The sequence below is a fragment of the Kitasatospora sp. NPDC096128 genome (assembly GCF_040303105.1).
Lineage (GTDB): Bacteria > Actinomycetota > Actinomycetes > Streptomycetales > Streptomycetaceae > Kitasatospora.
Genome location: NZ_JBEOSP010000013.1, coordinates 184,302 through 198,564 on the forward strand (window position 1 = coordinate 184,302; position 14,263 = coordinate 198,564).

At 74.5% G+C, this 14,263-nt stretch carries 11 protein-coding genes and 1 pseudogene; 3 read left to right on the forward strand and 9 right to left on the reverse strand.

Features of this window, described 5'->3' with window-relative positions:
• Positions 1-137: 137 nt before the first annotated feature.
• The 5 genes and pseudogenes from ABTY61_RS17170 to ABTY61_RS17190 all read right to left on the reverse strand — a co-directional run bounded on the left by ABTY61_RS17170 (position 138) and on the right by ABTY61_RS17190 (position 4,259).
• Positions 138-926, reverse strand: coding sequence for a DUF1684 domain-containing protein (locus tag ABTY61_RS17170; protein WP_350505808.1), 789 nt, complete (start codon positions 924-926; stop codon positions 138-140).
• A gap of 192 nt (positions 927-1,118) precedes the next feature.
• The gene (locus tag ABTY61_RS17175; protein ID WP_350505809.1) at positions 1,119-1,979 is read right to left on the reverse strand and encodes an acyl-CoA thioesterase; all 861 of its coding nucleotides are present in this window, start codon (positions 1,977-1,979) and stop codon (positions 1,119-1,121) included.
• Positions 1,980-2,139: 160 nt separating this feature from the next.
• Complete coding sequence (locus tag ABTY61_RS17180; protein WP_350505833.1) at positions 2,140-2,787, reverse strand: alpha-ketoglutarate-dependent dioxygenase AlkB family protein; 648 nt, start codon at positions 2,785-2,787, stop codon at positions 2,140-2,142.
• Positions 2,788-2,973: 186 nt separating this feature from the next.
• A pseudogene (locus ABTY61_RS17185) lies at positions 2,974-3,381 on the reverse strand (transglycosylase family protein); the annotation flags it as partial.
• Between the two features lie 98 nt (positions 3,382-3,479).
• Positions 3,480-4,259: a transglycosylase family protein gene (locus ABTY61_RS17190; protein WP_350505810.1), complete on the reverse strand. Its 780-nt coding sequence runs from the start codon at positions 4,257-4,259 to the stop codon at positions 3,480-3,482.
• Between the two features lie 593 nt (positions 4,260-4,852).
• Here ABTY61_RS17190 and ABTY61_RS17195 point away from each other — a divergent pair.
• Both ABTY61_RS17195 and ABTY61_RS17200 read left to right on the forward strand, forming a co-directional pair.
• Positions 4,853-5,773, forward strand: coding sequence for a DUF8842 C-terminal domain-containing protein (locus ABTY61_RS17195; RefSeq protein WP_350505811.1), 921 nt, complete (start codon positions 4,853-4,855; stop codon positions 5,771-5,773).
• A 115-nt stretch (positions 5,774-5,888) separates the two neighbouring features.
• On the forward strand, positions 5,889-6,617 hold the full coding sequence (locus tag ABTY61_RS17200) for a hypothetical protein (RefSeq protein WP_350505836.1): 729 nt from the start codon (positions 5,889-5,891) through the stop codon (positions 6,615-6,617).
• Positions 6,618-6,732: 115 nt separating this feature from the next.
• Here the strand turns inward: ABTY61_RS17200 and der are convergent, their stop codons facing one another.
• From der to ABTY61_RS17220, 4 genes are all read right to left on the reverse strand, one after another.
• A complete protein-coding gene (gene der, locus ABTY61_RS17205) occupies positions 6,733-8,184 on the reverse strand; it encodes a ribosome biogenesis GTPase Der (RefSeq protein WP_350505812.1) in 1,452 nt (483 codons plus the stop codon).
• A gap of 236 nt (positions 8,185-8,420) precedes the next feature.
• Positions 8,421-9,134: a (d)CMP kinase gene (gene cmk / locus ABTY61_RS17210; protein WP_350505813.1), complete on the reverse strand. Its 714-nt coding sequence runs from the start codon at positions 9,132-9,134 to the stop codon at positions 8,421-8,423.
• A 197-nt stretch (positions 9,135-9,331) separates the two neighbouring features.
• Positions 9,332-10,507 carry a DUF4419 domain-containing protein gene (locus ABTY61_RS17215; protein WP_350505814.1) on the reverse strand — a complete coding sequence of 392 codons (1,176 nt, stop codon included), beginning with the start codon at positions 10,505-10,507 and terminating at the stop codon, positions 9,332-9,334.
• A gap of 76 nt (positions 10,508-10,583) precedes the next feature.
• Positions 10,584-11,669 (reverse strand): prephenate dehydrogenase, encoded by a 1,086-nt coding sequence (locus tag ABTY61_RS17220; RefSeq protein WP_350505815.1) that lies wholly within the window; start codon positions 11,667-11,669, stop codon positions 10,584-10,586.
• A 341-nt stretch (positions 11,670-12,010) separates the two neighbouring features.
• Here ABTY61_RS17220 and ABTY61_RS17225 point away from each other — a divergent pair, with 341 nt between their 5' ends.
• Positions 12,011-14,260, forward strand: coding sequence for a DUF4139 domain-containing protein (locus tag ABTY61_RS17225; RefSeq protein WP_350505816.1), 2,250 nt, complete (start codon positions 12,011-12,013; stop codon positions 14,258-14,260).
• The last annotated feature ends 3 nt before the right edge of the window (positions 14,261-14,263 follow it).

Genomic DNA, 14,263 nt, shown 5'->3' on the forward strand with positions numbered 1-14,263 from the left:
CCGACACCGGGTCCCGCCCTGCACACCTCGATCGGCAGGACGGCACGCCCCCACCCGCGCTCGGCCCGCCGCGACGGACCGAGCACGACGGACCGAGCACCAACAGGCCGAGCTCGACGGACCGAACCCCCCGCGGGCTACCTGGTGAGCACCTGCTTCTCCCCCGCCTCCACCGCGAAGTCCAGCCGGTTGCCCGGCGGCGGGAACGGGCAGATGAAGTGGTCCGCGAAGGCGCAGGGCGGCAGGTAGGCCCGGTTGAAGTCGAGGACCGTCCGCCCCTCGTCGTCCGGCGCCGGCAGGGTGATGAACCGGAAGCGGTAGGTGTCGATGCCGCTGGTGGCGTCGGCGATGACGCCGGTGAGGTGCTGTCCGGAGCGGCCGACCGTCAGGGTGCGGTGCTCACCGGCGACAGTGAACTCGATCCGGCCCGTGATCGCCAGCGGCCGGTCCTTGCCGTCCGCGTTCGGGACCAGCACCGACTGCCCCTCCTCCTCGAAGGGGGTGTAGACGGCGGGGACGGCCCACTCGGGCGCGTAGGAGTAGGCGGAGATGCCCGCGAAGCCGGTCCGGCCCGGCGCGGACGGGTCGAAGACCCGCAGGGCGATTTCGCCCTCCCGCTCGATCGGGACGAGCAGCAGGTCGCCCAGGGTGGCGGTGTCGGCGGCCGGGTCGGTGTCCGGGCGCAGCAGCACCTCGCCGTCCACCGGCCCGTCGGCGCCGTCGACGGTGATGCCGTCGCCGGCCGCCGCCCGTACCCGGACGCCCTCGGCGTCGGCCCACCAGAGCCCGGGCAGGCCCGGGACCTCGACCGGCTCGGGCCCCAGCCAGTGCGTGCCGGTGAGTGCGAGCTGGCCGTGCAGCGCGCTCACCGACGCCGCCCGCCCGTCACTCCAGTGCTTCCAGTCCTCCGCGGCCGTCGCCGTCATCGGTCAACCCTCCCGGTCCGGTCCGCGGACGGCCCGCCGTTCGGGCCGTCCGTATCGGTCATCCTGCACAACACCGCCCGCCGGTGCGGATAGTTCCACGGACCGGGCAGGCAGCCGCACCCGAAAGGAGACTGCAATGCGGCGGCAACAGACGGCAGCCGGAGCACCCGGCCCGGGCCGGGACAGCGACGGTCAGTCCTTCAACGGCCGGAACAGTCCCTCCTGCACCACCGACACCACCAGCTGCCCCGTCCGGTCGTAGATCTGGCCGCGGGCCAGGCCGCGCGCGCCGTGCGCGATCGGGGACTCCTGCTGGTAGAGCAGCCAGTCGTCGGCCCGGAACGGCCGGTGGAACCACATGGCGTGGTCGAGCGAGGCCATGTCGAAGTGCCGGGTGCCCCAGAGCGGCTCGACGGGGGCGCGCACAGCGTCCAGCAGCGTCATGTCGCTGGCGTAGGTGAGAGCACAGACGTGGATCAGCGGGTCGTCCGGCAGCGGGCCGTTGGTGCGCAGCCACACCCCGCTGCGCGCCTCGACGTCGACCAGGTCCTTCTTGTTCCAGCGCAGGCGCTCGACGTAGCGGATGTCGAAGGGCTGGCGCCGGCTGATGAACGGGGGCAGCTCGCCGAGCCGGGAGCCCACCTCGTCCAGGGCGCTGGGCAGGCCCTCGGGCGCCGGGACCTCCGGCATCGGGTACTGGTGCTCGATGCTGCCTTCCTCCGGTCTGTGGAAGTCGGCGGTGAGCGCGAAGATCGACCGACCGCCCTGGATGGCGAGCACCCGGCGGGTGCTGAAGGAACGGCCGTCGCGGATCCGGTCGACCTGGTAGACGATCGGCACGCCGGGGACCCCGGGACGCAGGAAGTACGCGTGCAGCGAGTGGACAGGGCGCGCGTCATCGATCGTGCGCCCCGCCGCGACCAGCGCCTGCCCGGCGACCTGGCCACCGAAGGTGCGTTGCAGAGCCTCCTCGGGACTGCGCCCGCGGAAGATGTTCAGTTCGATCTGCTCCAGGTCGAGCAGATCGACGAGGTCGTCGACGGGGGTACCCATGCGCGCGCTCCCTCTCGTGATTCCGATCGAGTTCTCCAGCTCACTCGAATTCTCCAGCGACCCGGGACATTCCCGCCCTCCGACTCCCAACGGCCGATTCACTCGAACGAGTAAACGATTCGATGGGCGGGCGAAACGAGCGGACGCCCCCGGGCTACGCCTACGCCCCCAGCCCGGACTGCCGCACCGTGACGTTGAGCCGCCCGACCAGGTCCAGCCCCAGCCCCGGATCCGCCGTCCCCGGCAGCGTCCGCACCACCCCGTGGTACGCGAACCGGGCCGGCCCGCCGAACACCAGCAGGTCCCCGCTGCGCAGCTCCAGGTCCGTCCACGGCCGGGTCCTGGTCTCGGTGTTGCCGAGCCGGAAGACGCAGGTGTCGCCCAGCGAGAACGAGACCACCGGGGCGTCCGCGCGCTCGTCGCGGTCCTGGTGGAGGCCCATCTTCGCGCCGTGCGGGTAGTGGTTGACGATCGCGGTGTCCGGTTCGTAGGCCGCCGCGCCCGCCACCTCCCCGGCCGCGTCGCCGTACGCCTCCGCCACCGCCCGCCGGGCGAGCTCCCCGAGCAGGGGCGGGAACGGCTTGACCGGGGCGCCGTCCTCGGCGGTCCGCGCGTACCCGTAGGGGTACCAGTGCCAGCCGAGGCTCACCATCCGCACCGACATCACCCCGCCGGTGGGCATCCGCACACTGTGCAGCCCGGCCGGCGGACGGGCCCACTCCCGGCAGGCGGCGACCAGTCGTAGCTGCGCGGCCCGGTCCAGCCAACCGGGCAGCAACACGGCCCCGGGAGCCGGCTCGGACCGCACCCGGGCGGTCCGCTCACCCGACGGCTCACCCGACCGGTGGCCGTCCGGGGCACCCGACCGGCCACCCGACGGCTCAAGGAACTGGTCACCGAACAGCTCGCCCTGGATCACCCCTCCATCCTCCCGCACGAGCCGCGCCCCCTCCCCCGGCCCGATCATCCCCAGCTCCCGCGCGCAGGCCGGCCAGGCCTCCCACCCCTGCTGCCGCAGGATCTCCTCCCCGACGGTGGTCTGCTCCCGCCGGCCCGCGTGGTCGGGCCGGTCGGCGAAGCGCAGCCCGCCGGCCTCCGCCCAGGTGGTCGGCCGGATCTGCAGACCGCCGTAGAACCCGTTGCCGGTGTCGGCCCGCCAGTCGCCGCCACTCTCGCAGTCGGCGAGCTCGTCCCAGATGAGGTCCGCGACCCGCACGGCCGCACCGGCCCGCACGGCCGCACCGGCCCGTACGCCGCCCACCCGCGCGACCAGCACCACCGCCACAGCGGCCACCACCACAGCGGCACCCACCCGGAGCACCGCCCGGAACACAGCCTGAGCTGTCTGATCGTCACACGAATGCGGCACGGCAGCCGACCCTAGGGAGGTCGGCCGCCGCACCGCCCCGACACGCCGGGAACGCCGACGGCCGCTCCCCCGCGTGGCGGAGGAGCGGCCGTGACGGACCGGCGAGCGACCAGGGGTCAGCTCAGCCTGCCTCAGATGCTCAGGGTCTGACCCGGGAAGATCAGGTCGGGGTTGCCACCGACGACCTTGGCGTTGTTCTTGTACAGCTCGTGCCAGTCCAGGCCCTGCGCGGCGGCGATGGAGCTCAGGGTGTCACCGGACTTGACGGTGTAGTCGCCCTTGGCCGGCTTGGCGTCGTTGGAGCCGGTCCAGGACTTGGCGGCGTCCTTCTTCGGCGCGGCGTCCGCCTTCGGCGCAGCGGCCTTCGGGGCGGCCTCGGCCTTCGGGGCAGCGGCCTTCGGCGCGGCGGTCTTGGGGGCGGCCGCGGCCTTCGGGGTGGCGGTCTTCGGCGCGGGGGTCTGCGCCGGCTTGGCGGCGGAGGTGCCGGCCGTGGTGTCGACCGCGGCCGGGGCGCCGCCCTTGGTCAGGCCCGCCTTGACGGAGCAGACCGGCCAGGCGCCGGGGCCCTGGGAGGCGAGGACCTTCTCGGCGACGGAGATCTGCTGCGCCTTGGTGGCCTGGTTGGCCTGGGCGGCGTACGCGGTGCCGCCGAAGGCGGACCAGGTGCTGGAGGTGAACTGCAGGCCGCCGTAGAAACCGTTGCCGGTGTTGATGGCCCAGTTGCCGCCGCTCTCGCACTGGGCGACAGCGTCCCAGGTGGAGACGGGGGCGGCAGAGGCCGAAGTGGCCGTGACGAGGCCGGCCACCGGCAGGGCCGCGACAGCGGCGCCCGCCACGACGGCCATCCGAACGCGGTTGCGCTTGGTGGCGGCGGTGGTGGTGGCAGCGGCGTTCTCGTTACGGAAGGTCATGGGGTTCCTCTCGACAGCCCCGGGCGGGCATGCGGAACCAGGCCCTGGAAAGGGCCTCGTTCACTTGCCGCGTCCGTCGGACGGCCGTGCACGTGTCGGACGTGCCTCTGCCGCCCTGGCCACCCAGCCGCTCGCCGGCGACCTGTTCGAGCGATCGCGTCGGCGGGCACCTGCCGCGCCCGGTCGGAACCGGGGAGCAGTGCGTCGGGGGTGAACCCGGGTGGCGCTCGTTGCGCCGCCAAGAAAGCTAGGTGCCGGTCGGTGGGGAAACCAAAACCCCACCGGTCTTCCCAGCTCAGCGAATGGTTACCGGCGGTAATAGGCGCACAATCATGCCCGAAATGTCCACTTTGGCCATTGATTCCTAGATCAAACATCGAGTCGGCGTGACTCACCTCACCGTTTCAATCCGGCAGTCCTGTCACCGACATCGACAGATTGCGACCACGAGAACACGCGGCGCGGTCGGATCCGGGGCAATTCCCGTCAGCCTCGTCAGGCACCCGTGACGCCTGACACAAGGGCCCGTTGGGCATGGCGACCTCCCCGTGTCCGCCCCCCTGACCCCACCCGCACCCATCCGAGGAGAACCCGTGCCGCGCATGCTCGACGTCAGCGACGAGGTCCGGTCCGAGATCGGCGACGACGAGGCCGACCGCCTGCTCGGCGGCGACCGCGCCCCCGACAGCTACGAATGCACCTCCTGCCGCACCCCCGGCGACAGCCACGTGGAGGCCACCAGCACCGTGCTGTTCGTGGGTGACGAGACAGCGGTCCTGGCCTTCGCCCACGCCCGCTGCATCCCCTCGCAGGTGGTTCCGGTCGCCGAGGAGCAGCTGGTCGGCGCCGTCCGCAGCATCAACCAGACGCAGCCCGCCGCTCCTGGCCTCACCGTCCCCGCCCCGGACCTCACCGCCCCGGACCTCACCACCCCGGACCTCACCACCCCGGACCTCACCACCCCGGACCTCACCGGCCCGGACCTCACCGCCCCGGCGCCGACCGCGCCCGGCGGTCCCGTGACCCAGCCGACCGCCCCGGGCCAGGCCGCCATCCTCGGCATCACCTGCGGGCTCGTGCTGCACGGCAAGGTCGGCCACGCCTCCCTCGTGGTCGAGCCCACCGGCCCGGTCGGCCGTCCCGGCAGCACCTCCGGCGAGGACGAGTTCCTCGACCTGCTCCAGGACGCGGGCTTCCAGCCGGTCGCCGACCTCGACGAGACCCCGGAGCAGCTGCCCGGCTGGTCGGTCCTGGTCGCCATGGGCAAGCTGCACGCGATCCTGCAGCCCGCCGCGGCCGGCGGCAGCACCGGCTGGTGGCAGGCCCATCAGCCGCTCCAGGTCACCGACGCCTGGCGGATGGCCGCCAGCCAGCTCTCCGAGGTGACCATGTACGCCGTCCCGGCCGGCATGGTCGGCCGCCAGCCCCGCGAGGACCTGCTGCGTCAGGCGCTGGAGCGGGCGGTCGCACTGGGCCAGGTGGTCGCCGCCTCCCTCCCGCTCGCCGGCACCTGATCCGCCGGCCCGGTACGACGGGCGGGCGGCCTCGGCCCGGCTACGGCCTCCCGCCCGCCCCTCCGTACGCCTAACGCCCCCGCATCCCCGCCGCCTCTCACTCGTTGGCCCCTACGTGTACAGCTACGACGTCTCCGCACCCGCCGGACGGTCGACCACCGCCCCCCGCTCGATCCCGGGCATGCGCCCGTCGTACGACGCGGAGCACCCGCACTCGACGACCCCGATCTACGACGAGCTGTACTCCGAGTACCGACGGCTGTTCCGCGCCCTGCCCGGCGACCGCTCGGGCGAGGAGGACCTGAGGTTCACCGGCTTCGCGATCCGCGACGGCTACCCGCTGTTCGGCGAGCAGCGCCCGTACCCGTCGGCGCAGCACCAGGCCTTCCCCACCTACCCGGGCCAGCCGTCCGGCCTCCCCCCGTTCATGCCGGCGCAGTCGCACCAACCCCACACCCAGCACCACTCCCCGCACCAGCACCAGCACCAACCCCACGCCCAACCCCACGCCCAGCACCAACCCCACAACCAGCACCCGGCGCACGCCCAGTCCCACAACCACGGCCACAGCCACGCCCACCCGCACCCCCAGCCCCAAGCCCACCCCCACCCCGAGCCCGTCGCCGCCACGACCGCCTCCGCCACCAGCGGCGGTCACGGCCAGGGCTGGGTGGCCGCCGGCTACCTGGGCGCGGCCCCGCAGCACACGGTGCCCGCCCCGCCGCCCGCCCCGTCCCCGGTCCTGGGCACCGCCACCGGCCTCGCCACCGCCCCGCCCCCCACCGGCGGCCGCCACCGCCAGATGCTCTCGCTCCCCCCGGGCCGCACCGGCGACCACCGCTGACGGGCCCGCACGGCACCGACGACCCCGGCTCAGCAGGTCCCGGAACGACCGGAGGGCCCCGCCACCACCGGTGACGGAGCCCTCCAGCTCGTACTGCTCGTACTGCTCCTACTGCCTACTTCTTCTTGCGCTTCTCCCGGACCCGCACCGAGATCGAGATCGGCGTCCCGACGAAGCCGAACTCCTCGCGCAGACGACGCTCGATGAAGCGCCGGTAGCCCGCCTCCAGGAAGCCCGAGGCGAACAGCACGAAGCGCGGCGGACGGATGCCCGCCTGGGTGCCGAACAGGATGCGCGGCTGCTTGCCGCCGCGGATCGGGTGCGGGTGGGCGGCGACCAGCTCGCCGAGGAAGGCGTTCAGACGCGCGGTGGTGATGCGGGTCTCCCAGCCCTCCAGCGCGGTCTCGATCGCCGGGACGAGCTTCTCCATGTGTCGGCCGGTCTTGGCCGAGACGTTGACGCGCGGGGCCCACTGCACCTGGACGAGGTCGCGCTCGATCTCGCGCTCCAGGTAGTAGCGGCGCTCCTCGTCGAGCTGGTCCCACTTGTTGTAGGCGACGACGACGGCGCGCCCGGCCTCGACGGCCATCGTGATGATCCGGGTGTCCTGCTCGGCGAGGGTCTCGCTGGCGTCGATCAGGACGACCGCGACCTCGGCCTTCTCCAGCGCGGCGGAGGTGCGCAGGGAGGCGTAGAAGTCGGCGCCGGCGGTCAGGTGGACCCGGCGGCGGATACCGGCGGTGTCCACGAACTTCCAGGTCTTGCCGCCGAGTTCGATCATCTCGTCGACCGGGTCGCGGGTGGTGCCGGCCAGCTCGTTGACGACCACCCGCTCCTCGCCGGCGACCTTGTTCAGCAGGCTGGACTTGCCGACGTTGGGTCGGCCGATCAGCGCGATCCGGCGCGGGCCGCCGGGGGCGGCGCCGCCGAAGGTCTGCGGCGGGGCTTCGGGCAGCGCGTCCATGACGGCGTCCAGCAGGTCACCGGAGCCGCGGCCGTGCAGGGCGGAGACGGGGAACGGCTCGCCCAGGCCCAGCGACCACAGGTAGGCGGCCTCGGCCTCGGTGGACGGGCCGTCGACCTTGTTGGCGCACAGCACGGTCGGCTTGCCCGCCCGGCGGATGAGCTTGATCAGGGCTTCGTCGGTGTCGGTGGCGCCGACGGTGGCGTCCACGACGAACAGGACCGCGTCGGCCTGCTCGATGCCCAGCTCGGCCTGCGCGGCGACCATGGCGTCGATGCCGAGGACGTCGATCTCCCAGCCGCCGGTGTCGACCACCTTGAAGCGGCGGCCGTTCCAGCTGGCCTCGTAGGTGACCCGGTCGCGGGTCACGCCCGGCTTGTCCTCGACGACGGCCTCGCGGCGGCCGATGATGCGGTTCACCAGGGTCGACTTGCCGACGTTCGGGCGGCCGACGACGGCCAGCACCGGCAGCCGGACGAGCTCGGCGCCGTCCACGCCGTCGAAGCCGTCGAGGTCGAAGCCCTCTTCGGCGGCCAGGGCCATGTACTCGGCGTAGTCGGCGGCGTCCAGCTCGCCGGGGCCGGCGGAGTGCTCTGCGGTCATGTTCGTCTGTTCCGTTTCCCGGCCCGGCCCTTCCCAGGGGCGTGCCGTGCGTACCTGCCCCGCTGGGGCAGCGCGATGGTTTCGTCCGCGGCGCCTGACGGCCCGCGGTTCGTTCAATGATCGGCCGGTCGGCCGATCGGACCAAATGGTCAGCCGGTCGGACCGGCAGGTCGGTCGACCGAGCCGGAAAGCCGGCGGACCGTAAGGTCGGCCGGCCCGACCGGTGGGTCTGCCGATCAGACCGACGACAGCCCGGCGCGCTCCTCCACCAGGGCGGTGATCCGGCCGATCACCTGCTCCAGGGTGAGCTCGCTGGTGTCCACCAGCACCGCGTCCGCGGCCTGGGCCAGCGGCGCCGTCTCCCGGGAGGAGTCGGCGGCGTCGCGGCGCGCGAGGTCGGCGGCCATCGCGGTGATGGTCGCCTCGTCCACGCCCTTGGCCCGCAGCTCGGCCGCCCGGCGCGCGGCCCGGGCTGCCTCGGAGGCGGTCAGGAACACCTTGACGGTGGCCTGCGGGAACACCACGGTCCCCATGTCCCGGCCCTCGGCGACGATGCCGCGCTCGGCGACCTCGGCGCAGCCGCGCTGCAGCTCCACCAGCCGGGCCCGCACGGCCGGCACCGCGGCGACCGCGCTGACCTGCGCCGTCACCTCGGGGCCCCGGATCGGGCCGGAGACGTCCTGACCGTCCACCGTGATGGTCGGCCCGTCGGCGTCCGTGCCGGACACGATGACGGGCTTGCCGCACGCGACGGCCACCGCCTCCGGGTCGTCGACGTCCACGTCGTTGGCCTGCATCCACCAGGTCATCGCCCGGTACATGGCGCCGGTGTCCAGGAAGCTCAGGCCCAGCCGGGCGGCGACCGCCCGCGAGACGGTCGACTTGCCGGAGCCGGAGGGTCCGTCGATGGCGACGACGACCGGGGCGTGCGCTCGGTCGGCAGTGTCCACGGGGGCGAACCTCTCTCTGAGCATGCTGAGAACATGGGAGCCGGACGCCTGCTGGGGCGGACGGCCGGGGATTGTCTCCCTCAAGGTTAATGGACCGCGGCCGGACCCCGTCCCGGACCGATCACCACCCCGTCCCGGGCAGGACGTCCCGTCGGCGCGGACCCGCTGACCTCCCGCACCCGCTCGACCGTCCACCCCTACGGCAGCTGCGCGGCCGCCTGCTCCGCCTGCTCTGCCTGCTCCGCCTGCCCTGCCTGCTGGGCCTCCCGGTCGACGGCCTCCTGCTGCACCTCCAGCACCGCGTGCCCGAGTCGGGGCCGTACGTACTCGCCGTCCCGCTCGATCCCGAGCACCCCGCCGACCAGCACCATCGACCGCTCGACACCCAGGAGGTCCCAGACGAACGGCACCGTGGACAGGTGCGAGGGGAAGTCGTTCACCGCGAAGGCGTCCCGGTGGTACGAGGTACCCGCGGCCTCGCGCCAGCAGAAGGTCTGCCGCAGCCGGGGCCCGTCCGGGGTCTGGGTGTGGGCGAAGAAGGCGGTGAGCCAGCCGGTCACCAGCGGGCCGCCGGACACCGACTCCCACTTGTACAGCGAGCGCCAGAAGCCCTCGTCCACCGGGCCGCCCGCCGCCGTGGCCGCGATCTCCGCCAGCACCGGGCGCAGCTCGGCGAACCACGGCACCAACCAGTCGAAGCGCTCCGCCAGCGCGTCCACCCGGTCCGCGAGCAGCGCCCAGTCCTCGGGGGTGCCCTCCAGCCGGATCCGCGGGATGCCGCAGCGGGTCTCCCAGCGGAAGTCGTAGTAGGGGCTGACCACGTCCATCAGCGCGACCAGCGCCGAGGCCTCGTCGTCCGGCGTGGTGGTCGAGAACCCCGGCCGGAACAGCTCGACCAGCTCCGCGCCCAGGGCCGCCGTCAGCGGTTCCCGGACCAGCCGCACCGACCGCGCCCAGTCGGCGTCCCCGCCCACCAGCGTGTCGTCCCGCACGACGAGCACCCGCGAGCGGTCGGCCGCGCCGAACAGCGCCCGGTAGCGCGGCGGGTACATCCGTACGTGCACCGCGACCTCGTGCACCACCGCGTACCAGAGCACGTCGGGCGACAGGCTGAGCGGCAGGTGCTCCGCGAAGGCGGTGTGGGCAGCGCGCAGCAGCAGGCTCCAGGTCGGCTCGGGCTCGGCGGGCTCCGGCGCGGAGAACTCCGGCCGGGCGGGCCGCGGCCGGGGCCGCTCCACCATCGTCGCCACGCTGCGGTGGCGGACCAGGAAGCCGCCGCCCACCACCGCCCGCAGGAAGCGCTCGTTCCCGAGGTCCACCGGCTCACCGGCGAACCCGTGCCGGGTCTCCCCCAGCGGCAACTCGATGATCACGCCTGCTCCCCCTCACCACCCGGCCCCGCACCACCGGCCGTTCACCGGCCGCCCCTCACCGACCACCCCGGAGCCGTCAGTCCCGGACGCTCCACCCGCCCGCGCGCAGCGCCGCCGTGAGCCGCTTGACCGCCATCGGCGCCACCGACAGCTGGACGAAGCCGACCTGCTGCCCGTCCGAGTGCTCGATCAGGACGTCCTCGATGTTGACCCCGGCCTCGCCGACCTCCCCGAACAGCCGGCCCAGCTCGCCCGGCTGGTCGCCGAGGACGACCGCGACGGTCTCGTACCGGGTGGGCGGGGCGCCGTGCTTGCCGGGGATGCGGGCCTGCCCGGTGTTGCCGCGCCGCATCACCGCCTCGATGCCCTCGGCGCCGGACCGGCGCGCGTCCTCCTCCTCGGCCGCCAGGGCGCGCAGCGCGGTGACGGTCTCGCCCAGGTCGTTGGCGACCTCCGCCAGCACGTCGGCCACCGCGCCCGCGTTGGCGGACAGGATGTCGACCCACATCCCGGGGTTGGAGGCGGCGATCCGGGTCACGTCGCGCACGCCCTGGCCGGAGAGCCTTATGGCCGTCTCGTCGGCGTGCTCCAGCCGGGCCGCGACCAGCGAGGAGACCAGCTGCGGGGCGTGCGAGACCAGGGCCACGGCCCGGTCGTGCGCGGCGGCGTCCATCACGATCGGCACCGCGCCGCACATCGCGACCAGTTCCAGCGCGGCGTTGAGCGTGTCGGTGTCGGTGTCGGCGGTCGGGGTGAGCACCCAGGGCCGGCCCTCGAACAGGTCGGCACGGGCGGCCAACGGCCCGGAGCGCTCGCGGCCGGCCATCGGGTGGCTGCCGATGTAGTGGACGGTGTCGAGGCCGAGCGCGGCGATCTCGCTGCCCGGGCCGGACTTCACGCTGGCCACGTCGGTGTACCAGTGCGCCAGGTTGCGGCGCTGGCAGTCCGCGAGCACCTTGCCGACCAGGGCCGGCGGGACGGCGATGATCGCCAGGTCGACCGGGCCCTCGGCCGGTTCGGTGATGCCGGCGCCGAGCGACTCGGCGGTGCGGGCGGCGTCCGGGTCCGCGTCCTCCAGATGGACGGTCAGCCCGCGTGCGGCCAGGGCCAGGGCTGCGGAGGTGCCGATCAGTCCGGTGCCGACGACGACGGCAGTGCGCATGGCGGGTGGCTCTCCTCGATCACGGTTCTCGACTGGACGGTTCTCACGGCGGTGCTCGAACGACAGGCGGTGCTCGACGACGGACGCTGCTCGACGACAGGCGGTGCTCGACCAACGGGCCCGACCGGGAACGCCCGCGCCCCATCCTCCCACCCGACGCCCCCCGCCGACCCCCGACCCCGGCAACCACCGCGCTCCGCGCCCCGTCCCCCACAGTGCACACGCCGCGCCCCGGCAAATCCGGCGACGCCCGGCCCCGGGCGGGGCAGACTGGCCGCCCGGGGGACGGTGGGGCGAGCCGCGGCACACCGGGCGACCGGACGCGAACGAAGGGGATACGCATGGACGATCAGCACAGCAGTCACACCGGGCCGTCGAAACGGCCGACCGTACCGGCCCACCCGTCGGTCCTGGACTCCGTCGTGGTGTACGCCGAGGGCGCGGTGTGCCGACGCCGGGCCACCGTGCCGGTCCCGCCCGGCGGACGGCTGCGGCTGACCGGCCTGCCCGACTCGCTGCGGGCCGATTCGCTGCGGGCCCGGGTGCTCTCCGGCCCGGCCGGCACGGCGGTCGTCGAGGCCCGCCTCGAAGCGCTCGCCGAGCTCCGAGAACCGGGAGAACTCCCCGAGCTGCGGCGCGAGTTGGATGAGACCGAAGAACGCCTGGGCGCACTGAACGAGCGCCACCGGCTGGTCCTGGCTGCGATCGCCGAGACGGCCGCGCTGCGCGCCGTCCCGCCGCAGCGCCGCGGTGAGGAGCCGCTGCGCCGCACCCCGGCGGACGCCTGGCTGGAGCTCGCCGACTTCGTCGACGAGCGGCTGGCCCGCCTCCAGGAGCGCGCCGAGCAGCTCACCCGGGAGATCGAACTCGCCGACCACGAGCGCCAGTTGGCCGCCGACCGGCTGGACCGGGCATCCACCGCCGAGCGCACCGAGCCGGTCGGCACCACCGAAACCGTCCTGCTCACCCTGACCACCGCCGACGGCACCACCCCCGACCCCGAAACCACCCCCGCCACCGAAACCACCCCCGCCCCAACCCCCGCCCGGATCGAACTGGAGCTGGAGTACGGCGTCCCCACCGCCCGCTGGGTACCCGCCTACCGCCTCAGCCACCGCACCGGCACCGACACCGCCCGCCTGGTCCTGCGCGCCGCCGTCGCCCAGCACACCGGCGAGGACTGGACGGGCGTCCGGCTGGCCCTGTCCACCGCCGACCTCGAGCGCCGCACCGACCTGCCCCGACTCGCCTCGCTGCGGATCGGCCGCAGCCAGCCCGCCCCGCCGCCCTCCGGCTGGCGCGAGCCCCCGGCCGGCCTGTCCGACCTCTTCGCCGGCTACGACACGGCCACGGCCGACCGCCCCACCCCCCGCCGCACCAAGCGCACCGGCGTCCCGCTCCCCGTCCCACCCGGCGCGCCCAAGCCCGGCCCCCGCTTCTCGGCCCGGCTCGGCGGCGCCCGCCCGGCCGGCCCCCGCGCCGAGTTCCTCGCGGACGAGGCGGCGCCCGCCGGCCCGTCCGACGGCGGAATGCTCGCCGTCCCGGAGCCGCCCTCCGTCCCCGTACCGCCCGGCTTCGCCGGCTACGGCGGCCCGCCCGCGCCCAGCGCCCCCGCCCCGGCCGTCAGCCCGGCCGCCGCCCCGGTGCCCCCGGCCCCCGGCGGGCCCCCGATGGCCCAGGCCTTCGGCGGCGCCCCCCGGGAGGAGGCCCGCCGCTCCAGGGGCCGCCGCGGCGCGACCCCGCCGCCCGCCGCCGGCTTCGTCCCCGAGGCCGACCTGCTCGACTACCCCGACCTCCAGCTGGCCGGCCCCGACGCCACCGCCGACCGCCGCGGCACCCTGCGCCCGGACCGGGCCCGGGCCGAGCACGACACCCGGCACAGGTTCCACCCGGGCACCCGCCTGACCGGCCTCATCCTCCCCCGCCACGCCGTCCCGCCCCGCGCGTCGGCCGGCTCCTTCGACCACCGCTTCGACGCCGCCGCCCGCGCCGACGTCCCCTCCGACGGCACCTGGCACACCGTCACGGTGGACGAGATCCCGCTCTCCGTCAGCCCCGAGTACGTCACCGTCCCCGCCGTCGAGGAGAAGGTGTACGCGACCCTGGCGCTGGTCAACCGCACCGACCGCGCCGTGCTGGCCGGCCCGGTCGAGGTCACCGTGGACGACGAGTTCCTGCTCACCGCCGCCCTGCCGACCCTCGCCCCGGGCGGCACCCGGAGCCTGGGCATCGGCGTCACGGAGAGCGTCGAGGTGGCGCGCCGCACCGAGCTGCACGAGTCCGCCACCGGCATGCTGAAGGGCAACAGCACCGTGCTCGACCACCGGGTGCACGTCCAGCTGGCGAACCGGCTCGGCCGCCCCGTCACGGTCGAGGTCCGCGAACGCGTTCCGGTCGCCTCCGACGCCGAGATCCGGATCGAGGAGCGCGCCGACTGGCAGGCCCCGACCGTCCCGACCCCGGAGTGCCCGGCCGGCACCCGGCTCTGGCGGGTGGAGCTGCCGCCGGGCGGCCGCACCGAGCTGGACGGCGGCTACCAGATCAAGATCCCGGCCGGAAAGGCCATCGTCGGCGGAAACCGGAGGAACTGACAG

Coding starts and splice junctions, on each gene's coding strand:
- der (WP_350505812.1), bottom strand. CDS start 8,184: ATGACCGCAGAGCACTCCGCCGGCCCCGGCGAGCTGGACGCCGCCGAC.
- ABTY61_RS17225 (WP_350505816.1), top strand. CDS start 12,011: ATGGACGATCAGCACAGCAGTCACACCGGGCCGTCGAAACGGCCGACC.
- ABTY61_RS17190 (WP_350505810.1), bottom strand. CDS start 4,259: ATGACCTTCCGTAACGAGAACGCCGCTGCCACCACCACCGCCGCCACC.
- ABTY61_RS17175 (WP_350505809.1), bottom strand. CDS start 1,979: ATGGGTACCCCCGTCGACGACCTCGTCGATCTGCTCGACCTGGAGCAG.
- ABTY61_RS17220 (WP_350505815.1), bottom strand. CDS start 11,669: ATGCGCACTGCCGTCGTCGTCGGCACCGGACTGATCGGCACCTCCGCA.
- ABTY61_RS17170 (WP_350505808.1), bottom strand. CDS start 926: ATGACGGCGACGGCCGCGGAGGACTGGAAGCACTGGAGTGACGGGCGG.